General features: G+C 69.8%; 19 protein-coding genes. 12 read left to right on the top strand and 7 right to left on the bottom strand.

The window, feature by feature from the left end; translation table 11 throughout:
- The first annotated feature begins 1 nt into the window (after position 1).
- The 4 genes from ddpX to HR086_RS06300 all read left to right on the top strand — a co-directional run bounded on the left by ddpX (position 2) and on the right by HR086_RS06300 (position 4,761).
- On the top strand, positions 2–691 hold the full coding sequence (ddpX, locus tag HR086_RS06315) for a D-alanyl-D-alanine dipeptidase (RefSeq protein ID WP_174465137.1): 690 nt from the start codon (positions 2–4) through the stop codon (positions 689–691).
- 118 nt (positions 692–809) lie between these two features.
- Positions 810–2,228, top strand: coding sequence for a von Willebrand factor type A domain-containing protein (locus HR086_RS06310; protein ID WP_174465124.1), 1,419 nt, complete (start codon positions 810–812; stop codon positions 2,226–2,228).
- 8 nt (positions 2,229–2,236) lie between these two features.
- Positions 2,237–4,060: a HAMP domain-containing sensor histidine kinase gene (locus tag HR086_RS06305; RefSeq protein WP_174465123.1), complete on the top strand. Its 1,824-nt coding sequence runs from the start codon at positions 2,237–2,239 to the stop codon at positions 4,058–4,060.
- The gene (locus tag HR086_RS06300; RefSeq protein WP_141642968.1) at positions 4,057–4,761 is read left to right on the top strand and encodes a response regulator transcription factor; all 705 of its coding nucleotides are present in this window, start codon (positions 4,057–4,059) and stop codon (positions 4,759–4,761) included. Before HR086_RS06305 ends, HR086_RS06300 begins: the two co-directional genes overlap by 4 nt.
- A gap of 3 nt (positions 4,762–4,764) precedes the next feature.
- On the opposite strand, the gene HR086_RS06295 is transcribed toward HR086_RS06300, so the two are convergent.
- Together HR086_RS06295 and HR086_RS06290 are read right to left on the bottom strand one after the other, a co-directional pair.
- A complete protein-coding gene (locus HR086_RS06295; protein WP_174465122.1) occupies positions 4,765–5,682 on the bottom strand; it encodes a hypothetical protein in 918 nt (305 codons plus the stop codon).
- The gene (locus tag HR086_RS06290; RefSeq protein WP_174465121.1) at positions 5,679–7,541 is read right to left on the bottom strand and encodes a protein-arginine deiminase family protein; all 1,863 of its coding nucleotides are present in this window, start codon (positions 7,539–7,541) and stop codon (positions 5,679–5,681) included. Before HR086_RS06290 ends, HR086_RS06295 begins: the two co-directional genes overlap by 4 nt.
- 243 nt (positions 7,542–7,784) lie before the next feature.
- Between HR086_RS06290 and HR086_RS06285 the strand changes: the two genes are divergently transcribed.
- From HR086_RS06285 to HR086_RS06265, 5 genes are all read left to right on the top strand, one after another.
- Positions 7,785–9,410 carry a DUF1800 domain-containing protein gene (locus HR086_RS06285; protein ID WP_174465120.1) on the top strand — a complete coding sequence of 542 codons (1,626 nt, stop codon included), beginning with the start codon at positions 7,785–7,787 and terminating at the stop codon, positions 9,408–9,410.
- Positions 9,411–9,611: 201 nt separating this feature from the next.
- Complete coding sequence (locus HR086_RS06280; protein WP_174465119.1) at positions 9,612–11,294, top strand: hypothetical protein; 1,683 nt, start codon at positions 9,612–9,614, stop codon at positions 11,292–11,294.
- A 127-nt stretch (positions 11,295–11,421) separates the two neighbouring features.
- The gene (locus HR086_RS06275; protein ID WP_141642973.1) at positions 11,422–12,081 is read left to right on the top strand and encodes a site-2 protease family protein; all 660 of its coding nucleotides are present in this window, start codon (positions 11,422–11,424) and stop codon (positions 12,079–12,081) included.
- Between the two features lie 180 nt (positions 12,082–12,261).
- On the top strand, positions 12,262–13,491 hold the full coding sequence (locus HR086_RS06270; protein ID WP_174461053.1) for a DUF1501 domain-containing protein: 1,230 nt from the start codon (positions 12,262–12,264) through the stop codon (positions 13,489–13,491).
- A 32-nt stretch (positions 13,492–13,523) separates the two neighbouring features.
- Entirely contained in the window at positions 13,524–14,333 is an 810-nt protein-coding gene (locus tag HR086_RS06265) for an alpha/beta hydrolase (protein WP_174461054.1), read from the top strand.
- 46 nt (positions 14,334–14,379) lie between these two features.
- Here HR086_RS06265 and HR086_RS06260 read toward each other — a convergent pair whose 3' ends face one another.
- The 4 genes from HR086_RS06260 to HR086_RS06245 all read right to left on the bottom strand — a co-directional run bounded on the left by HR086_RS06260 (position 14,380) and on the right by HR086_RS06245 (position 16,374).
- Positions 14,380–14,820, bottom strand: coding sequence for a CBS domain-containing protein (locus HR086_RS06260; RefSeq protein ID WP_217439553.1), 441 nt, complete (start codon positions 14,818–14,820; stop codon positions 14,380–14,382).
- Positions 14,821–14,997: 177 nt separating this feature from the next.
- A complete protein-coding gene (locus HR086_RS06255; RefSeq protein ID WP_174465118.1) occupies positions 14,998–15,531 on the bottom strand; it encodes an SRPBCC family protein in 534 nt (177 codons plus the stop codon).
- On the bottom strand, positions 15,524–16,006 hold the full coding sequence (locus tag HR086_RS06250) for an SRPBCC family protein (RefSeq protein WP_174465117.1): 483 nt from the start codon (positions 16,004–16,006) through the stop codon (positions 15,524–15,526). Before HR086_RS06250 ends, HR086_RS06255 begins: the two co-directional genes overlap by 8 nt.
- Positions 16,003–16,374, bottom strand: a complete 372-nt coding sequence (locus tag HR086_RS06245) for a helix-turn-helix transcriptional regulator (protein ID WP_174465116.1) — start codon at positions 16,372–16,374, stop codon at positions 16,003–16,005. The genes HR086_RS06250 and HR086_RS06245 overlap by 4 nt, the downstream gene beginning before the upstream one ends.
- A 112-nt stretch (positions 16,375–16,486) precedes the next feature.
- Between HR086_RS06245 and HR086_RS06240 the strand changes: the two genes are divergently transcribed.
- The 3 genes from HR086_RS06240 to HR086_RS06230 are packed head-to-tail and all read left to right on the top strand — an operon-like array spanning position 16,487 to position 19,133.
- The gene (locus tag HR086_RS06240) at positions 16,487–17,371 is read left to right on the top strand and encodes an S-methyl-5'-thioadenosine phosphorylase (protein WP_174465115.1); all 885 of its coding nucleotides are present in this window, start codon (positions 16,487–16,489) and stop codon (positions 17,369–17,371) included.
- On the top strand, positions 17,368–18,474 hold the full coding sequence (gene mtnA, locus HR086_RS06235) for an S-methyl-5-thioribose-1-phosphate isomerase (RefSeq protein ID WP_174465114.1): 1,107 nt from the start codon (positions 17,368–17,370) through the stop codon (positions 18,472–18,474). Before HR086_RS06240 ends, mtnA begins: the two co-directional genes overlap by 4 nt.
- 32 nt (positions 18,475–18,506) lie before the next feature.
- Positions 18,507–19,133, top strand: a complete 627-nt coding sequence (locus tag HR086_RS06230) for a class II aldolase/adducin family protein (RefSeq protein ID WP_174461212.1) — start codon at positions 18,507–18,509, stop codon at positions 19,131–19,133.
- Between the two features lie 8 nt (positions 19,134–19,141).
- On the opposite strand, the gene HR086_RS06225 is transcribed toward HR086_RS06230, so the two are convergent.
- Positions 19,142–20,027: metallophosphoesterase (locus HR086_RS06225; protein ID WP_174465113.1), on the bottom strand; the 886-nt coding region annotated here is incomplete at its 5' end.

Below are 20,027 nucleotides of genomic sequence, written 5' to 3'. Positions count from 1 at the left end.
CATGACGACGCGGCTGGGGTGGGTGGTGGTGCTGGGGCTGTGTGTGAGCGGCACGGCGCTGGCCCAGGACGGTGGCGCGGCGAAGCCCACGGGCGACGCGGCGAAGCCCACGAAGGCCAAGGGCGCGAAGGCGGGTGACATCGCGCCGCTCGTGGACGCGACGAAGGTGGTGGAGGACCTGGCGCTGGACCTCCGCTACGCGACGGCGGACAACTTCCTGAAGAAGCAGGTGTACCCGGACACGGCGCGCTGCCTGCTGCTGCCGGAGTCGGCGCGCAAGCTGAAGGCGGCGGCGGACGTGCTGCGGCCCAAGGGCTACCGGCTCAAGGTCTACGACTGCTACCGGCCCCGGGCCGTGCAGTGGGAGATGTGGAAGATCATGCCCGTGCCCGGCTACGTGGCGGACCCTCGCAAGGGCTCCAACCACAACCGGGGTGGTGCGGTGGACCTGACGATGGTGACGCTGGAGGGCAAGGAGGTGGAGATGCCCACCGCCTTCGACACCTTCACGCCGGAGGCTCACCACGGCTATGCCGGTGGCAGCGAGGCGTCGCGCAAGCACCGCGAGGTGTTGCGAGAGGCAATGGAGGGCGCTGGCTTCGCGCCCAACCGCATGGAGTGGTGGCACTATGACCTGCCGGACGCGAAGTCCCGGCCGGTGCTGGACGTGCCCTTCGCTCCGGTGAAGTAGCGCGAGAGTCCAAGGCCCCGGCTCCATGATGGAACCGTGATGCAGCCGGGCTCCACCTGCGGCACGCTGGGCTGAATCCGAAGGGAAGGCTCCGCCCGGTGTCCGCGTTGGTCCCACGATGAAGACCGCTCTCTTGCGCTCCCTGTGCGGTGTCCTCCTGTGTCTCGCCACGTCGGCGTGGGCACAGGCGGGCACGGTGGCGGGCTCGGTCCTCCAGGCGCGGAGCCAGCAGCCTCTCGCGGGGGTGAAGGTCTCCGCGACGTCCCCCGTGCTCCCGGCGCCGCGCACCGTGCTGACGGACGCGAAGGGCCACTACCAGCTCGCCCAGCTCCCGGCGGGTCTCTACGCGCTGCGCTTCGAGAAGGAGTCCTTCCAGTCCGTCACGCGCGCGGACGTGAAGGTGGCGTCGGGCCAGACGCTCACCGTGCAGGTGGAGCTTGCGCCCGTGACGTCGTCCCCGCCCGCCGCCGCGACGAATGGCACCGCGTCCCACGCTTTCGCTCCGCTGGCTCCGTTCGCTCCCCCGCTGCGACTGGAGTCAGATGGTGTCGCGTGGATGGTCGTCCCCCGGGCCGGGGACATTCGCGACCGGGCTCCACCGTGGGCGCTGCCCCAGCTCTCGGTGCTCGGGCCCGACGGTACGAACCAGAGCCTCTTCGCTCCTGGCAGCAAGCCGCTGCGCGACTCGGACACGCGGGGCCATGGCGTCAATCCGACCATCGACACGGAGGAGGAGCGCATCTCCACGTATACGTTTCAGGTGAGCACGGCTTCGTACGCGCTGACACGAGGCTATCTGGAGCGCGACTCCCTGCCGGCGGAGGAGGCCGTGCGGGTGGAGGACTTCGTCAACAGCTTCGAAGTGGGCGAGGACGGCGACGTGGTGGGCCCGTTCGTCATCCACGTGGAAGGCTTCCCGTCGCCAAGTCGCAAGGGCTACCACGTGGTGCGAGTGAGCGTGCGCGCACGCGAGTCCTTCACCGACGTGGGCGTGCAACTGGAGTTCGACCGGAAGGCCGTGGCCCGCTACCGCCTGGTGGGGTACGAGAACCAGTCCGCCACGCCGGAGCCGTTCGACGATGACGCGGAGCCAGAGCCCGTGCCGCTGGCGGCGGGCGCGTCCGTCACCGCCATCTACGAGGTGAAGCTGATAGGGCCCGCCATCGCCTTCGGCACCCTGCGCGTCCTCTATGAAGAGGGCGAGAACACCATGTGGCGCCGCGTGCAGAAGCTGCTGCCCTCCAGCGTCCTGCGCTCGTCCTCCGCGCGCGTCGCCGCCTCCACGCGGCTGGTGTACGTGGCCGCCGCCTTCGCGGAGAAGCTGCGCGGCTCTTACTGGACGCGCACGCTCGACTGGCCGCGGCTGCACGCGCTCTGGCAGGACATCGGGGAGCCGCTGGTGAGCCGTCCGGACGTGGTGGAGTTGGGCGCGCTCATCAAGAAGGCGGGCGCGTTGGACCAGCGCAAGGACCGCTTCGGCCCCCCGGGCTCCCTCTCCACCATGGACCCCGACACGGGCCCGGGCCCCGGAAGGTAGCCGCGAGCATGCTCCGCAGGCTGCTGCCCATGCTCGTCGCGCTGCTGCTGGGCCTCGTCGGGCTCGGCTGGGGACTGGGCTACCTCCATCGCATCTTCGCCAACGAGCGGGAGGACGCCCGGCTCTCGCTCGACTCGCGGCGCGAGGCGCTGGAGCAGTATGCGCGCGCGTCGCTGACGCAGTCCCTGCACGACAAACTGGAGGCCGCGAAGCCCGCCCTCGAGGCCGCGGTGGCGGACCCGCTGGCTCCCGACACCGGCCTCTATCTGCGCGAGCGCGGCACCCAGGTGCTGCCCCGCCTCGCGCTTCATGACACCGGTGACGTCTCGCCGGCCCGCGAGCGGTATGCGCGGCTGCGCGCCGGCACGGAGGTGTCGGAGGACCCGGAAGACCCGTGGGCGGAGCGGCTCGTGAGGACGCGGGCGGTGGAGCTGGCGCTCGCGCGGGGAGACCGTCGCGCCTCCACGGTGGCGCTGATGGCCCTCTTGCAGCACCGCTCGCAATACGTGCTCGCCTCCACGCGGGACGTGCCGGGCCTGCTGGTGGTGCTGGAGTCGCTGGCGGAGCGCGGCGACCCGGTGCCGCAGCTCATGCAGGCGCTGGTGCGGGACGGCCTGGCGGACGGCAAGGGTGGCCGGCTGGATGGCCTCCAGCGGCTGCTGTTGTCCCGCCGCTCGCGCTTCACTCCGGTGGACTTCCAGTTCCTGCTGGAGCGGGTGGCCGCGCTCTCCACGAAGGTGGGCGCGCCGGTGGACGACTTCGAGTCGCGCGCTCGCGAGCTGACGGCCCGTCCGCTGCCCCTGCCGGCGTCCCTTCCGGGCCCGGCCCTGGTGCGCGCCGGCTGGTACCTGGAGCCGCGCGGTGGCAACCAGGTGCGAGGCGTGGCGGTGGATGCGTCGGAGCTGCTGGAGTCGCTCACGCGCGAGATGCGCGAGCGCGGGTTGCTGGACACCGAGGGCAAGGTGCGGCTGCTCGGGGACGCGGCGGTGCTGTCGCTGGACGCGCTGCCGTTGTCGGTGGCCACGCCCGAGTGGGCCCGGGCCCAGGCCGCGCTGGAGAGCCGCTACCGCTTGAAGACGGGCATGGTGGTGCTGTGCGCGGGGCTGGCCTTGGGCATCGCCGCGCTGGCCTTCCTCGCGCAGCACCGCAAGTACCGCTTCCTGGAGCTGAAGAGCGACTTCGTGGCCACGGTGTCGCACGAGCTGCGCACGCCGCTGGCCTCCATCCGCCTGCTCGCGGAGACCCTCGAGTGGCGGCTCGCCGAAGGCACGGACGCCCGGGACTATCCGGCGCGCATCGTTCGCGAGGCGGATGGGCTGGGCTTCCTGGTGGAGAACCTCCTGTCCTTCAACCGCATCGACAAGGGCCGCTGGGTGCCGAGGCTGGAGCCGGTGCGCCTGGACGAGCTGGTGTCGCTGCTGCGCAGGGACCTGGAAGCCTGGTCGAAAATCCCCGTGGAGCTGGAGGCGGAGGTGGGCGAGTTGGAGCTGCGCGCCGACGCCCAGCTCCTGCGCCTGTTGCTCTCCAACCTCGCGCGCAACGCCTGCGCCTACAACACCCGCGTCCCCGTGCGCCTGCGCGTGGAGGCGCTGCCGGGTGGACGCGTGCGCTTCTCCGACAACGGCGTGGGCATTGCTCCGGGAGACTGGGAGCGCGTCTTCGGCGAGTTCGTCCGCCTGCCCGGGCAGGGGCGCGAAGTCCCCGGCAGTGGCCTGGGGCTCGCGCTGTGTCGCCGCATCATGCGCTTGCACTCCGGTACCCTTCGCGTGGTGGCCTCCAGTTCCGAGGGCACCACCTTCGAGCTCTCCTTTTCCCCCAACGCGACGCTATGAATCCCACCCAGCCCACCATCCTGCTCGTGGAGGATGACCCGAACCTGCGGCTCGCGCTGCGCGACAGCCTGGAGCATCAAGGAGGCTACGCCGTGGAAGAGGCGGCCTCCGTGCGCGAGGCCCGCGAGCACCTGGCCCGCGGTGCCTTCCAGCTCATCCTCCTGGACGTCATGTTGCCGGATGGCGACGGCTACACGCTGTGCCGGTCGCTGCGTGAGGAAGGTGTCACGTCGCCTGTGCTGATGCTCACCGCTCGCACGCTGGAGGATGACGTCGTGCGCGGCTTCGAGGCGGGCGCGCAGGACTACCTGGGCAAGCCCTACCGCCTGCGCGAGCTGCTGGCCCGGGTGGGCGCGCTGGTGCGCCGCGCGGGTGGCGGTGCTCCGGCGAAGCAGGTGCGCTTCGGCGGCTATCGGATGGACCTGGACCGCCGCAAGCTGGAGACGCCCGAGGGCGCGAACGTGGAGCTGACGCGCACGGAGTTCGACCTGCTGGCCTTCCTCGTGCGCGAGCGTGAGCGTGTGCTGCGCCGCGATGACATCCTCGACGCGGTGTGGGGCCGCGACATCGTCGTGGACCCGCACACCGTGGACAACTTCGTCTCCAGCCTGAAGAAGAAGCTGGGGTGGAACAGCGCCTCGCGCTTCGCCATCCAGACGGTGCGCGGCGTGGGCTACCGCATGGAAATCGAGGCGCCCTGACGCTCAGCGCAGCGGGTTGTTCGCCATCCGCCGCGACAGGCCTTCCAGCGCGGGGTGGTTGGACTCCCGCGTGCGAGCCCGCATCGACTGGATGAGGGCTCCCGTCTCCGGCGCATCCACGCGCATGAGGGCCTGGGTGAGGGCCTGCTGGACGTCTCCGGTGTAGTTCAGCCAGGCGTTGACCAGGGCCTCGGCGGCCACGCGGCGCACGTCACCTTCCTCCGGAGCGGCCTTGGGCTGGGACGTCTTCCACGCCCAGAAGGAGCCGATGTCGCCCAGCGCCACGGCGAGCCGCCGGGCCTCCGAGGGCGCCGGGGTGCGCGCGAGGGCATCCGCCAGCGCCTGGGCGACCACCAGCCTGCGACACTGGCCCATGGCCTCGCGCACCGTCTCTCCGCGGAAGCCCTCCTGGGGGGACAGCGTGATGAGCAGCGCCGCGGCCTCCGGGGACTCCAGCTTCGCCAGGGCCACCGCCGCCGCGCGGCGCGCGGGCCTCCGCGTCTCCGCGCCTTCCAGCAGGGTCTTCCACAGCGGCAGGAGTCGCGCGTCCCGCAGGTCCCCGGTGGCCTCCACCATGCCCACCTGGAGGGCCAGCTTCGCCGAGTCGCGCGCGGGTTGAGTCGCCAGGCCCGCGTCGAAGACCAGTCGCTCCACCATGGGCCACAGCGCCTGCGCGCCCAACTGTCGGAACAGCGGCGCGGCGGCGGCGAGGGTGCCCCGCTTGCGTGAGTCCAGCACCTCCACCTGGGGGATGACCGCTTCCAGGCGCGCGAAGGCCTCGGGCGTCTGCTGCCGCGCGCGGGCCACTTCTTCTCGCAGCTCGCCCAGTCCATCCACAGGGGACGTCTGGGCGCTGGAGGACGAGGTGAACAACAGCATCAACAGCGCGGCGCCCAGGCCGGCGGACAGTGTGTGAGTCATCGGCCGCTCTCCCACCACTTCGTTGAAGGCACTTCGCGCGCGCTGTTCGTCGCGCAATGAACCTCGCCACCTCCCAGGTGGTAGAGGTCCCAGGTGTCCGTCCAGTGCACCCGGATGCCGTGAGGAGCCAGCGCCTCTTCGAGCTGCACCTTGAAGATGTCCTTCCCGTCGATGACGAGCCCGTGCGGGTCCGGCGCGATGACGAGCGAGCGGGACACCGACAGGAGATTCACCGTCCCGGGTTGCAGCGCCGTCGCGCCGTTCGGTGCGTTCTGGAAGAGGAAGGGCACGCGGACAATCTCGTCGTCGGTGAGGCCCGTCGCTTCACGCAGGATGAGCAACTGCTCGTCGATTTCGAGCGCCGCCCGCGCGTTGGCGTCCATCACCCCGGCATGGTTCAACAGCTCCGACACCGTCGCTTCCGCGGGCCGGTCATACGGCCAGCGCATGCCTGTGAAGAGCTTCGCTTCGCCATGTCCCTGGGCCTGGGCGTTCTGCAACATGCGCCGCGCCTGGGCCGGGTCCGCCACCAGCGCAATCCAGCCGCGAGGCGTGTCGGCGGGAAGGAAGCTGAGCGTCTCGTCCACGTGGGCCACGGCGAGCCAGGACGTGTCCAGGTACACCGGCGGCTGCACGGCCTGGGCCTCCAGCATCTTCGTGAAGCTGGGGTCCGGCTGGAAGTCGGGCTCCGAGTCGGGACCCCGGCCGCGCAAGAGCCGCCCCAGGGGATACTTCACGCCGTCCTTCTCGTAGGGCGGGATGACCTCCGTGTTGCCCAGGGAGTTGAGCGTCTGGGATTCGGAGGACATGCCCGTCTGGTATTGCTGCACCGCCGCCTGGTTCCTGCCCCGGAGCCAGTAGACGATGCGGCCCGCCTCTCGGAGCGGGGCCTTGGTCGCGCCCCAGTTCACGTTGGCCGAACGGTAGTTGACCTGGATGGCGTGCTGGGCGCCGCCACCCTCGAGCCTGGGCATCGACATGTATGCGGGCTCGAAGTAGTCCTGCGCCCACAGGTCCTCCACCGCGAACTCGGAGAAGGCCGTCGGCTCCCCGGACTCGGCGAGGGCCCTGCCCAAATCGCCACGGAAGCGCGACGAGTCCTCGATATCCAACCGCGACACGTAGACGTTTCGCACCGGCGTCAGGTGATGGAACATCACCACTGGCGCGACGCGCAGGCGCACCGTGTCCTGGAACCGCTCCTGCGGCCGGTCCACGTGGTAGATGGACAGCACCACGTCCGCGTACCCGTCCCACTCCGCCGGGTCCCTCGCGATGTCGTTGGCCTCGATGGCGATGTTCACGCCCTCGCGCAGGTTCTTCGCTGACAGGGGCAGGACGTTGGCGATGCGGAACGAGACGAACTCACCCTCGATTTGCTTGAACAGGCGCACCTTGTCGCTCGCGGGCCCCGTCACGGAGATGCTCCCCACCGCGTAGCCCGGCGCGTCCGCCCAGCGCTCGACGCGCAGCCGCGCCAGGTCCAACAGGTCCTCGTCCCCATTCACCTCCGAGTCTCGCCCGTCGTTGCAGGCCGCCAGCGCGTCATCACTCAGGATGGAGGAGGACATGCTGAAGGCGCAGATCTCCTGGTCATCGTCGATGTTGGCCAGGAAGATGGCGCCCCGGTCGGCGGTCCACGCGTCCTCGCCCGCCTCGTCCTCCGCGTCCACCACGCCATCGCGGTTCACATCCGCGAGCAGATTCACATTCGGCTCGAAGGGCGCGGTGAGCCGGTCCGAGTTCTGGCTCGTGTCGTTGCCCGAGTCGAAGGCGGAGCACCCGCTGAACAGCACCAGCGAGAGCAGCACGCCCAGGGGCACGCAGGAGGTGACGCGCTGTTCGGGAGGTAGGCTCATGAAGGTCCGGGTCGATGGATGACCGTTCCGGTGCCGGGGGGCACCCATCCATCGTTTGCGTTCATACGACATGCATCCTGGCCTCGGGTTCAAGCAACATCGGGTGCGTCCCGGGGCGGCCTTCGCGAGGCAAGTGATGGTTGACATCGCGTCCGCTTCCGTCGAGGCGACCCCGGGGGAGGGCAGGCGAGCGAGGCCGAACGCGCTGTAACTTCGGGCACCTTCGTGGGTTCAGTTCCCGCCATGCGCCTTGTGTCTCTCTGCTCCCTGGTGGCCCTGCTGCTCTCATGTGCGAGCAGCCCACACCCTGTCCGAAGTGAGGCGCCGCCAGACTTCGGTCCGGGCGCGGAGGTGCACCTGCTTCAGCGGTGGGCCTTCGGTCCGTCGGAGCGTGACCTGGCCGAGGTCCGCGCGCTGGGCGTGCGGGGCTGGGTGGAGGCGCGACTCGCGCGGCGGGACGCGCCGGTGTCACCGGTGCTGGAAGCGAAGCTCCAGGAGCTGCCCACCCTGACGATGTCGATGACCCAGCTCGCCAGTGACTACCCCGGCAAGAAGGAGCGGGAGCAGGCGCTGCTGGATGGCCGGGAGCTGCTGCCACCCGCGCGTATTGGCCTGGAGCTGTCCGCCGCCAAAGTGCTCCGCGCGGTGGAGGGACCGAATCCACTGGAGGAGGTGCTGGTGGACTTCTGGTTCAACCACTTCAACGTGTCCGCGGACAAAGGAGCGGTGCGGTGGATGGTGACGTCATACGAGCGTGACGCCATTCGCCCGCATGTCCTCGGGCGCTTCAGGGACTTGCTGGGGGCGACGGCGCGCCACCCGGCGATGCTCTTCTATCTCGACAACTGGAGGAGCACGCGCGACGGGATGCCGAGGCCCGCACGGCGAATGGCGAAGCGCGACGTGGCGCCGACGATGGAGGAGGACGGCGACGACGAGGACCCCGCTGCGTCTGAGCCGAGGCCGGGCCTCAATGAGAACTACGCGCGGGAGCTGCTGGAGCTGCACACGCTCGGCGTGGACGGAGGCTATTCGCAGCAGGACGTGCGGGAGGTGGCGCGCAGCTTCACGGGCTGGAGCATCCGCCGTCCTCGTCGAGAGCCGGAGTTCTTCTTCCGACGACGCGCGCATGACACGGAGGCCAAGCAGGTCCTCGGACAGGTCATCCCCGCGCGCGGTGGCGAGGCGGATGGAGAGAAGGTGCTGGACCTGCTCGCGCGTCACCCGGCGACCGCGCGGCACCTGGCGACGAAGCTGGCGCGGCGCTTCGTCTCGGACACGCCGCCGCCCGCGTTGGTGGACCGGTTGGCGAAGGTGTTCCTCGACTCGGACGGGGACCTGCCCACGGTGTATCGCGCGCTCATCGACTCGCCGGAGTTCTGGGCTCCCGAGGCACGAGGGGCGAAGGTGAAGACGCCGTTCGAGTTCGTGGTGTCCGCGCTGCGTGCGACGAGGGCGCAAGTGGAGGTGCGTCCCCGGCTGGTGCAGGCGCTGGCGAGGATGGGTGAGCCGCTCTACCGCGCGCCCGCGCCCACGGGCTTTCCGGAAGGGGCGGCGCCGTGGGTGAACAGTGGCGCGCTGGTGGCTCGGCTCAACTTCAGTCTGGACCTGGTGTCGGGGCGGCTTCCCGGAGCGCGTGTGACACTTTCGTCACTCGCCACGCCAGCGACACCCACGGCGGAGGCCTGGGTGGACACATTGGGGCACACGCTGTTGGGGACAGCGCCCTCGGCGGAGACACGGGCCACGGTGCTCGCGGCGCTGTCTCGTCGCACCGAGGCCGCCAGCGCTGAAGGAGAACCAGGCCCTGTCGACGTGCAGCTCATCGCGGGGTTGCTGCTTGGCTCACCCGAGTTTCAACGGCAATAGCGTTGCGCTCGTCAGGCACCTGGTGCTGGCTTGCTAGATTTGCCTGTATTGCCGTAATTTTCGGCCTTGGCTTGGGTGTCTCACGGACCGCCCGGTCCCAATCGAGTCAGGAGCTTCCTTGTGAAGATGTTTCATCCGAGACGGTGCGCCGGAAGTACATCCATCGAGTCGCCTGCGGGGTGCCCGGATTCACGCGCTACCTTGCGTGTCGCGGTGATGTCCATCGTGGTGGGGCTGATGGGCTGTCAGGTCGGGGGGGGCGACGAAGAGGTCGCGGGCCGCGAGGAGGCAACCTCCACCGAGGTCCTGCTGGAGCGACATCCGCGAGACCTTCCGGTGGCCAGTGGCTATGTGGATGCACGAGGCGTCGAACACCACCTGAGCGCCAATGCCCCCACCGGTCGCACCGTGAGGGCGCAGGTGGACTACCCGGGCTGTGAGTTCGACTACGCCGATACCTCCAGGCCGTCCTACCGTGGCTACACCGTCACGGGGAGCAACGGCGTTCGCAGCGTCCGCGTATCATGGTTGCAGCCTGCCCCGGCCGACATCGTGCTGCTGCCGAGTGCGAGTGGCTCCTATGCGCGGACCCGGCTCACCCAGGCCCCGGGATGCGGGACGAACAGTGCGTACACGACGGCTCCGCTGAGCGTCACTTTTCTCGACAGCTACACGGATACCCTCACGGGTCTGGTCGTCAATCGATACGAGGTCTCGCACACCTTCCAGGTCAGTGATGTCGACTTCGAGCAATACGCCGGGTTCTCATCCACGTACCGGCTCATGACCGACTGTGGAGGCCTGGGCGCAGTATTTCCCCAGACCCAGTCAGATGTCTTCTCTCCCCAGTCATTGCTGGCCGCGGGGGATGATACTTCGCTGGCGGTGCGAGCCGACGCCAGTATCTGGGGCGCGGGCTACAGCGGACATGGCAGCCTGGGGAACGACTTCCCTCCGGACCACTCCGCGCAGAATCCGCTGCGAGTGTCGGTGTTGAGTTGCATGAAGACGGTGTCGACCTCGAACCTGAGCGTGATGGGGCTGCGTTCCGACGGCACGGTCTGGGGATGGGGCAACAACTTCTTTGGCCAGCTGGGCATCGGAACCGAATCCTCTGCCCACTACACTCCCACGCAGGTGCAGAACCTCACCAATGTCCGAATGGTTTCGGCAGGTCCCTTTCATTCCCTTGCGCTGCGCTGGGATGGAACCATCTGGGCTTGGGGGGCGGGTTACTATGGGAAGCTTGGGACTGGAACGGAGGACTCCACCAGTGTCCCTGTCCAGGCAACGGCCCCCACGGGGCTCATCTCGGTGTCGGCGGGAAGCAGGTTCAGCATGGCCTTGAGGTCCGATGGCACCGTCTGGACCTGGGGAATCGATGGCACGACGCCGCAGAGCAATCTCCCCGTGCAGAAGCCGGGACTGAGCGGTGTCATCTCCATTTCAGCCGGGAATGCTCACGCGTTCGCACTCAAGTCGGATGGCACGCTCTGGGCCTGGGGGAGTAACAGCAACGGTGAACTCGGTGATGGCACGACGGTCTACCGGAATACACCCACCATGATTCCAGGCCTCGTCGACATCGTCGCCATGTCAGCGGGGTCGCGTCATTCGCTCGCGCTCAAGGCGGATGGCACGGTCTGGGCTTGGGGGTTGAACGACAAGGGGCAGTTGGGGGATGGCACGGTCGTCACGCGGCTCTCACCGGTGCAGGTGTCCGGATTCGAGCGAGGGGTGGCGGTGAAGGCGGGCTTCGACCATTCCCTGGCCATGCGTGCCGATGGTGCTGTCTTCACCTGGGGCGCCAACACGCACGGACAGGCCGGCAACGGAACGGAGGGCAACCAACACCTCACCCCGATTCTCTCGTCCTTGCGTTGATGGATGCGTGAATCAGCGTGCCTCCCGCCCAGCCACCTACCCGAGGTGGCTGGGACCTCGATGCATGGCGCTCGTCTGGACCGACCCAGGGGGCGAGTTCCTCGTGAAAGAGGATAGACTTCCAGCCATGGACAGAGTCGCCCTCTTCTTCTGGCTGTGGGTGCTGTTCCTCGCGGTCAACGTGATGTGGGCGCTGGCGCAGGCGGTGGTGGCGAGTGCCTTCGGGGCTCGACCGCTCGCGGTGCGGATTGGTTATGGGCCCCAGTTGGTGGCGTGGCGCATGGCCGGTATTGGCTGGAGCCTGCATCCCATCACCCTGGGCAGCTCCGCGTCGTTCGTGCCGGAGCAAGACGACGCTTCTCCCGAGCCGCCGCTCAAGAGTCGGCTGCTCAAGCTGCCTCCGCCGCTGCACGCCCTGGCCCTGGCCGTCCCCTGGTACGTGCAGATTGGCGTTGCCATGGCGTGCCTGGGCCCCGCGGAGGGCTTCCATCAGTTCACCGAGGGCTTCCCCGCCGTGTTCAACGTCGCCGCGCTGCCGGGCCGCGTGGAGCGCTTCGTCGGGTTGCTGCGAGAGGGCGAACTGGTGCGCGCGTGGGGCATCATGAGCGCCCGGATGGCGGCCCTCAACCTGCTCCCCATTCCCTCGCTGGCGGGGGGCTACTTGATGCTCCTGCCCTGGCGCGACAAGTCCCCGACGTGGGTGCGCCCGGTCGCCGCCGTGTTGCTCGCTGTCTCGCTGGTCTGGGCCGCGTGGGTGGCGTCGCTCTTCGTCCGGGCGATTCTCTGAAGACCCGGTCGCGCTGGGTCCTCCGGGTGGGTCTGGAGGAAGGGAAGTGGGGACCCTGACTTGTGGCCGGGGATTCGGCACGGACGCTCGTAACCTCCGCCCGGGTCCGGTGTTGTGTCGCTTGAACGGCCCCGCGGAATGGACAGGGCCGCCTTTCACTCGCCGGAGCCGCGCAAGCCCATGAGTCCGCTGCTGTCTCGACGCCTCCTGCTGCGCGCCCTGGGGCTCTCGGGCGTGGGGCTGGCTTTCGCTCCAGCGCTGTCGGGCCGCGCGCTGGCCGCCCCGTCCTCACGGCGCACCCTGGTGACGGTGTTCCTGCGAGGCGGCGTGGATGGTCTCTCCCTGGTGCCTCCCGTGGATGACGCGGCCTATCACCGCGCGCGTCCCACGCTGGCGCTGCGCAGGACCGGGGAGGGCGCCGCGCTGCCGCTGTCGGGCCCCTTCGGATTGCATCCCCGGCTGGAGGCCTTGCTGCCCCTTTGGAACGAGGGCCACCTTGCGGTGCTGCACGGGGTGGGGCTGCCCACGCCGGTGCGCTCGCACTTCGACGCGCAGGACTTCGTCGAGTCGGGGACGCCGGGCCGCAAGTCGACGCCCGATGGGTGGCTCAACCGCGCCCTCGGTGTCGAGGAGTCCGCCGCGCCGCTGCGAGCCGTGGCCCTGCAAGCCACGTTGCCCCGCGCGTTGTTCGGTGACGCGGGCGCGCTGGCGATGGGACGGCTGGAGGAGTTCCGCCTCCGCGTGGGCAAGCGAGGCGCCGAGGCGACGCGCGGCTTCGCGGCGCTCTACGCGGGCGCGGTGGACGAAGCGTTGCGCACCACGGGCCAGGGCGCCTTCGACGCGCTCTCCCAACTGGACGCGGAGCACCTGTCACGACTGCCGCCGACGTCGGGCGTGGAGTATCCGCGCGGCCCGCTGGGACAGCGACTGGGGGACATCGCGCGGCTCATCCGAGGCGACGTGGGCCTGGAGGTCGCCGCGACGGAGATGGGCGGCTGGGACACGCACGCGGCGCAGGGCGCGGCCACGGGCACCTTCGCCAACCGGTGCGCGGAGCTGGCGGGCGCGCTGGCCGCCTTCGCGCGGGACGTGGGGCCGCTGCTGGAGCGGGTGACGGTGGTGGTGCTGACGGAGTTCGGCCGCACGGTGCGGGAGAACGGCAGCCGGGGGACGGACCACGGCGTGGGCAGCGCGATGCTGGTGCTCGGTGGCGGCGTGAAGGGTGGCCAGGTCCACGGCCGCTTCGAGTCGCTCACCCCGGACCGGCTCCAGGACGGGCGGGACGTGCCCGCGTGGACGGACGTGCGCGCGCCGCTGGCCGAGGTGCTGCGCGCCTGCCGCCCTGGCGTGGACTTGACCCGGGTGTTCCCCGGCTTCACGCCCGGCGCGCCGCTGGGACTCTTCGCGTAGCGCGGCTCGAGTTCGTGCAGACTGGAGGGGCCATGGTCCGGCCTCGTCGCGTGCTCGTCATCCTCGTCTCCATCTTCGCGGTCGCCTACCTCGCCCTGTGCCTGGCGGCCTTCGTGCTCCAGCGCCCGTTGATATACCCGGCGCCCAAGGCCCCCATCCCGCTGCCGGCCGAGCTCGGCTTCCGGCACCTGCCACTGCCAGGAGACACGTTCGTGGACGTGCTCCATCTCCCCGCGCCGCCCGGCGCCCCGACAGTGGTGCACTTCCATGGCAATGGAGAGCAGCTGTTGGGTCAGCTCGACCTGGGCACGGTGCTGAACCAGAACGGGCTGGGCTTCCTGGCCGTCGAGTACCCGGGATATGGCGCGTCGCCCGGACAGCCCACGGAGCAGGGCATCTACGCGGCGGCGGAGGCGGCGCTGGCGATGCTGCGAGCGCAGGGGGTGACGCCGGAGCACACCGTGCTCAGTGGCCGCAGCCTCGGCACGGGCGTGGCGGTGGAGATGGCGCGCCGGGGACACGGCTCGCGCATCATGCTGGTGGCGCCCTACACCTCTCTCACGGAGATTGCGGCGCAGGTCTTTCCCTTCCTCCCCGCGTCCCTGCTGGTGAGGGACCGCTATGACTCCGCGTCGAAGGCGCCGGACATCACCTTGCCGGTGCTCATCATCCACGGAGAGCAGGACACGCTCATCCCGGTGGAGATGGGGCGCAGGCTGGGCGCGCGCTTTCCCAGCGCCACCGTGGAGACGGTGCCCGGGGCGGGCCACAACGACGTGTTGGAGAAGTCAGGCCCCGACCTCGTGCGGCGCATGGCCGTGTTCGCCCTGGGCGGAACCTGAGCAACGCCCCGAGGCGCGTGAGTCCACCGCGCCCCGAGGTGTTTCGTCAGTGGACCTGTGAAGGGGACTCGGTGTCGACGGACACTTCGCGCATCAGCTCCGCGGTCTCCTCCGCCTTGAGCTGCTTCACCAGGTCCGCCTGCGCCACCATGCCGCAGACGGTGCCGTCGTCGTCGAGCACCACCATGCGGCGGACCTGGTTCTGCTCCATCAACTCCAGGCAGTCCTCCAGGCTGGTGTCTCGATACACCGTCGCCGCGGGCATGCTCATCGCATCGCTCACGTTGAGCATGTAGGGGTCCTTCCCCTTCGCGATGATGCGACAGGTGATGTCGCGGTCGGTGATGACGCCGATGGGCTTGTTGTCCACGTCGATGACCGGCAGGGCTCCGCAGTCACACTCCACCATCCACCGCGCGGCCTGCTCGATGCCGGTGTCGGGCAGGCAGGTGACGGGGTTCTCGGACATGACTTCTTCGACGTTCATGGGGCCTCCCGGGGCGAGTGTCTCTCCGCCTCAAGGTGGGCCTCTCCTTGGAAGGCGACAGCGTGAGACCCGGGTGTTCGCCGTTCGGTCGGCCCGGGATGCGGGGGCGCGGTTCGAGGACCGGACAGCGGTGGGGCAAGGGTCCGAGCCGATGAAGGGCCCCGGACTCCTTGTCCCTCAGTCGCGCGGAAGCCGCTGCTCGTAGTCTGCTTCCAGGCGGGCGTGCGTGGACCAGAAGCCTCGGGGCGCATGGCCGGAGAGCTGGTCGTCGAGGATGCCCAGGTGGGTGTCCCAACCGCTGGCGACGCTGACCCGGTCCGCGCGCGTGGTGAGCCGTCGGTGCGTCAGGACGAGCAGCACCTCGGTGCCGCGCTCGCTCAGTTCGAACGACACCTCGGAGGGTGCGCCCGTCTGCTCGGCCCAGGTGTAGCTCAGCGCGTGGGGTGGCTCGTAGCGAGTGACGTGGCCGAGGTGCCGATGGCCGTTGCGCATGACCTCGTAGCGCTTCGGCAGGGGCTCATGGGAGAGCGTGGAGTGGAGGAAGTGCAGCTCGACGCGGCCTCCCACGCGCGGCTCCAGCTCTCCGGCGGCCAGCCACTTGCCGCGCTTCTCCGAGTCGGTGAGGAATGCCCACACGCGCTCGATGGGCCCGGGCAGCACGCGCTCGATGCGCACCGTCTGGGGCTCCGTGACGATTCCGTACTCAGCCACGGTGGGGCTCCAGCGCATCGGGTGTGGCGAGCGCGCGCGTCAGGGCGGTGAGCATGGCGGCCCAGCCCGCCTGGGTCCGGTCGGCGTACTCAGCCCACTTGGACGACATGACGTGGGTCAGCGTCAGCTCGCAGCCGGTGCCCTGGGGACGAAACTCCAGGCTCACCCGGCTGATGTCCTCCTCCGCCAGGTCATCCTCCCGGATGGCCCAGGTGAAGACGAGGCGGTGGGGGCGGTCGACCTCCAGGTACGTACCGATGTGGTCGATGTCCATGTTCCGGCGGCGCACGAGGAAGGAGAACGTGCCGCCCACGCGGGCATCAAGGTGGAGGTGGACGACCTGCTCGTCACGCACGCGCGGGCCGAACATCCACTGGCCCAGCAGCTTCGCGTCGACCCAGGCGTCGAAGACGCGCTCGACGGGTACGTCGAAGTGGCGCACGAGCTGGACCTGGATGGGGGCGTGGGGACTCACCGGGAGCGTCCTTTCTTGCGGGGGGAGGAAGGGGGCGTGGGCGCGTCCCCTCGGAGGAGGGCCTCCAGGACGTCGAGGCGCTCGCTCCAGAAACGCTCGTAGTACTGGAGCCAGTCCTTCACCTCCGAGAGCGGCTTCGCGTCCAGTCGGCAGACGTGCGTGCGGCCCTTCACCTCGCGGCGCACCAGCCCCGCGCGCTCCAGCACCTTGATGTGTTTGGACGCCGCGGCCAGGGACATCCGGAAGGGAGCCGCCAGCTCTCCGACGCTGCGCTCATGTACGGACAGGTTGCGCAGCATCGCCCGGCGCGTCGGGTCCGACAGCGCGTGGAAGGTGTTGTCGAGCTGGGCGAGACGTTGTTCAACCATGAGGTTGAATATAAGTCCGTGCGTGGGACTGTCAACCGACGAAGCCCGTGCCGCCGTGGGCCGGGGAGGCTGGTACGCTCGCCCGCGCCTTTCGTTTCCGGGAGAAGACCTCATGTCCGATGCCTCCCCGCCCGTCATCGGCATCATCGGTGGCAGCGGCCTGTACCAGATTGACGGTTTGAAGGACGTCGCCTGGAAGAAGGTGTCCTCTGCCTTTGGCGAGCCCTCCGACGAGCTGTGCTTCGGCACCCTGGAGGGGCAGCGCGTGGTCTTCCTGCCGCGCCATGGCCGGGGCCACCGCATCGCCCCGAGCGACATCAACTTCCGGGCGAACGTGGACGCGCTCAAGCGCAGCGGGGTGACGGACCTGCTCTCGCTGTCCGCGGTGGGCAGCCTGCGCGAGGACCTGCCGCCGGGCGTCTTCGTGGTGGTGGACCAGTTCATCGACCGGACCTTCGCGCGGGAGAAGAGCTTCTTCGGCACGGGGCTCGTCGCGCACGTGTCCATGGCGAAGCCGGTGTGCTCGCGACTGGGGGACGCGGTGATGGCCGCCTGCGAGAACCTGGGCGTGGCCGCGCGGCGGGGCGGCACCTATCTGGCCATGGAGGGGCCGCAGTTCTCCTCGCTCGCGGAGAGCCGCCTGTACCGGACGTGGGGCTGTGACGTCATCGGCATGACGAACATGCCGGAGGCGAAGCTCGCCCGGGAGGCGGAGCTTTGTTACGCGACCGTCGCGATGGTGACGGACTTCGACTGCTGGCATCCGGACCATGACGCCGTCACCGTGGACCAGGTCGTCTCCGTGCTCCTGGGCAACGCGGGCAAGGCGCGCGGTCTGGTGAAGCAGGTGACACCGCTGCTCGGTGGACATGAGGGGCCCTGTCGCCAGGGTTGTCAGCGCGCCCTGGACCACGCGGTCATCACCGCGCCCGAGGCTCGGGATGCCGCGCTCGCGCAAAAGCTGTCCGCCGTGGCCGGCCGGGTGTTGAACCGATGAAGGTCCAGGGCAGTCCCATGCGCACCATCTGGCTGGAGCCCGACGGGCAGGCGGTGGGCATCATCGACCAGACACGCCTTCCCCACGCCTTCGTCACCGCGCGGCTGGGCACGCTGGAGGAGGCCGCGCACGCCATCCGTGCGATGCGTGTGCGAGGCGCTCCGCTCATCGGCGCCACCGCCGCGTATGGCGTCTGGCTCGCGCTGCGCGAGGACGCTTCGGATGCGGCGCTGGCGCGGGCCCGCGAGGTCCTGGGCGCGACGCGTCCCACCGCCGTCAATCTGCACTGGGCGCTGGAGCAGATGCGCCAGTTGCTGGAGCCGCTGCCCGTCTCGGAGCGTCCGTCCGCCGCGAAGCAGCGCGCGGCCGAGCTGTGCGACGAGGACGTGGCCATCAACCGCGCCATGGGTGGGCACGGTCTGAAGTTGCTGGAGGCAGCCTGGGAGCGGAAGGGACGCCAGGGGCGGCTGGAGGTGCTCACCCACTGCAACGCGGGGTGGCTGGCGACGGTGGACTGGGGCACGGCGCTGTCGCCCATCTACCTGGCGCATGACGCCGGCCTGCCCGTGCATGTCTGGGTGGACGAGACGCGTCCGCGAAACCAGGGCGCGGGCCTGACGGCCTGGGAGCTGGGACAGCACGGTGTCCCGCACACCGTCATCGCCGACAACGTGGGAGGCCACCTGATGCAGCATGGACAGGTGGACCTGTGTCTGGTGGGCACGGACCGCACCACGGCGCACGGAGACGTGGCGAACAAGATTGGCACCTACCTGAAGGCGCTCGCGGCGAAGGACAATGGCGTGCCCTTCTACGTGGCGCTGCCTTCGCCCACCATCGACTGGAGCCTGCGAGACGGCGTGCGGGAGATTCCGATTGAGCAGCGCGACGGCACCGAGCTGAGCGATGTCACCGGGCGACTGGCCTCGGGTGAGGTGGCCACGGTGCGGGTGACGCCGGAGGGCAGTGCTTCCGCCAACTACGCCTTCGACGTGACGCCAGCGCGGCTGGTGACGGCGCTCATCACCGAGCGAGGCGTGTGCTCCGCCACCGAGGAGGGCCTGCGCTCGCTCTTCCCGGAGCGGGCGGGGAGGGCTTCGTGAGCAGTCGGGATGACCGCGCCTCGCGCGAGGCGATGATTACCACCTGCCGGAAGATGAACGCGGCCGGACTCAACCAGGGGACGTCCGGCAACCTGAGCCTGCGCGTGGCGGAGGGCTTCCTGCTGACGCCCACCGGCATGGACTACGACGTGCTGGAGCCGGAGGACATCGTCCTCATGCGCCTGGACGGGAGCCATGAGGGGCGCCGTCTTCCGTCGTCGGAGTGGCAGCTGCACCGGGACCTCCTGGTGGCGCGCCCGGAGGTGGGCGCGGTGCTGCATGCCCACTCCATGTTCTGCACCACGCTGGCCTGTCTGCGCCGGGGCATCCCCGCCTTCCACTACATGGTGTCCTCGGCGGGCGGCGTGGACGTGCGGTGCGCGGCCTATGCGACGTTCGGCACCGAGGAGCTGGCGCGACGCGTGCTGGAGGCGCTGGAGGGACGCAAGGCGTGCCTGATGGCGAACCACGGCATGCTCGCGCTGGGCGCGGGCCTGGCCCAGGCCTTCAAGCTGGCGGTGGAGGTGGAGACGCTCGCGGCCATGTACTGGCGGGCGCTCCAGGTGGGCGAGCCCGTGCTCCTCGACGATGAGGAGATGGCGCGCGTGCTGGAGAAGTTCAAGACGTACGGGCAGCAGTCGCCGCCCGGAGGTCGCTGAAGGCGCGCCTACGCCGCGCGCAGCGTGAGCACCGTCACCTCGGGCGGGACACCCAGACGGAAGGGCAGCCAGTGGCCGGTGCCGCCGGACACGTAGAGCTGGTGGTCCCCGCGCCGATAGCGGCCGAGCATGTACTGGAAGGCGAACCAGAAGGCGGGCACGCCGAAGAACGCCACCTGGCCGCCGTGGGTGTGGCCGGCGAGCGTGAGCCGGGCGCCGTGTTCGGCGGCGTGGTTGAAGAAGTCGGGATGGTGGGACAGGCAGAGGACGACTTCGTCCGAGGCGGTGTCCTGGAAGGCCTTCTCCGCGGACTGGCGCATGCGCTCGGCCTTCACGCGGTGGCTGCGGCCGGACATGGGGTAGTCCACGCCGACGATGCGCACGCGCTGGCCGCCGTGCTCGATGACGTGGGACGAGTCCACCAGCAGCCGCACCGGGCCGCCGCGCTCCTGGGATTGGGCGTAGGCGCCGAGGACCTCGTCCAGGCCGCGCCAGTGCTCGTGATTGCCGAGCACCGCCAGCATGCCGTGGCGGGCGCGGCAGGACTCCAGCGCGGCCATGGTGCCGTCGAGCTGGTCCAGGTCGTCGATGAGGTCACCCGTCATCACCTGGAGGTCGACCTGGGCCTCGTTCATCGCGGCCACCGTCTCGCGCAGGTAGTGGGTGTCGATGAAGGTGCCGACGTGGACGTCGGTGATTTGCCCGATGCGAAACCCGTCCAGCGCGGCGGGCAGGCCGGGCAGGCGCACCTCCACCGACTTCAGCGTGAAGCCCGTGGCTCCGCCCGCCAGGCCCACCGTGCTCGTCCCCGCCGCGAGCAACGGCACCGCGCGCCCCGCGTTCGTCAGCAGGCTGCGCCGGCTCATCCCACCCAGGGCGGGGGGGGGAGTGATG

Source organism: Myxococcus sp. CA039A, assembly GCF_013336645.1.
In the GTDB taxonomy this organism is placed as follows: Bacteria; Myxococcota; Myxococcia; order Myxococcales; family Myxococcaceae; genus Myxococcus; species Myxococcus llanfairpwllgwyngyllgogerychwyrndrobwllllantysiliogogogochensis.
This window is presented reverse-complemented; position numbering and strand designations above follow the sequence as displayed.

What these genes read in the sequence shown, in the direction of transcription:
- HR086_RS06270 (WP_174461053.1), top strand. Translation starts at nt 12,262, where the DNA reads ATGAGTCCGCTGCTGTCTCGACGCCTCCTGCTGCGCGCCCTGGGGCTC.
- HR086_RS06240 (WP_174465115.1), top strand. Translation starts at nt 16,487, where the DNA reads ATGTCCGATGCCTCCCCGCCCGTCATCGGCATCATCGGTGGCAGCGGC.
- HR086_RS06260 (WP_217439553.1), bottom strand. Translation starts at nt 14,820, where the DNA reads ATGAACGTCGAAGAAGTCATGTCCGAGAACCCCGTCACCTGCCTGCCC.
- HR086_RS06300 (WP_141642968.1), top strand. Translation starts at nt 4,057, where the DNA reads ATGAATCCCACCCAGCCCACCATCCTGCTCGTGGAGGATGACCCGAAC.
- HR086_RS06290 (WP_174465121.1), bottom strand. Translation starts at nt 7,541, where the DNA reads ATGAGCCTACCTCCCGAACAGCGCGTCACCTCCTGCGTGCCCCTGGGC.
- HR086_RS06230 (WP_174461212.1), top strand. Translation starts at nt 18,507, where the DNA reads ATGATTACCACCTGCCGGAAGATGAACGCGGCCGGACTCAACCAGGGG.
- HR086_RS06310 (WP_174465124.1), top strand. Translation starts at nt 810, where the DNA reads ATGAAGACCGCTCTCTTGCGCTCCCTGTGCGGTGTCCTCCTGTGTCTC.
- ddpX (WP_174465137.1), top strand. Translation starts at nt 2, where the DNA reads ATGACGACGCGGCTGGGGTGGGTGGTGGTGCTGGGGCTGTGTGTGAGC.
- HR086_RS06245 (WP_174465116.1), bottom strand. Translation starts at nt 16,374, where the DNA reads ATGGTTGAACAACGTCTCGCCCAGCTCGACAACACCTTCCACGCGCTG.
- HR086_RS06265 (WP_174461054.1), top strand. Translation starts at nt 13,524, where the DNA reads ATGGTCCGGCCTCGTCGCGTGCTCGTCATCCTCGTCTCCATCTTCGCG.
- HR086_RS06295 (WP_174465122.1), bottom strand. Translation starts at nt 5,682, where the DNA reads ATGACTCACACACTGTCCGCCGGCCTGGGCGCCGCGCTGTTGATGCTG.
- HR086_RS06285 (WP_174465120.1), top strand. Translation starts at nt 7,785, where the DNA reads ATGCGCCTTGTGTCTCTCTGCTCCCTGGTGGCCCTGCTGCTCTCATGT.
- HR086_RS06275 (WP_141642973.1), top strand. Translation starts at nt 11,422, where the DNA reads ATGGACAGAGTCGCCCTCTTCTTCTGGCTGTGGGTGCTGTTCCTCGCG.
- mtnA (WP_174465114.1), top strand. Translation starts at nt 17,368, where the DNA reads ATGAAGGTCCAGGGCAGTCCCATGCGCACCATCTGGCTGGAGCCCGAC.
- HR086_RS06305 (WP_174465123.1), top strand. Translation starts at nt 2,237, where the DNA reads ATGCTCCGCAGGCTGCTGCCCATGCTCGTCGCGCTGCTGCTGGGCCTC.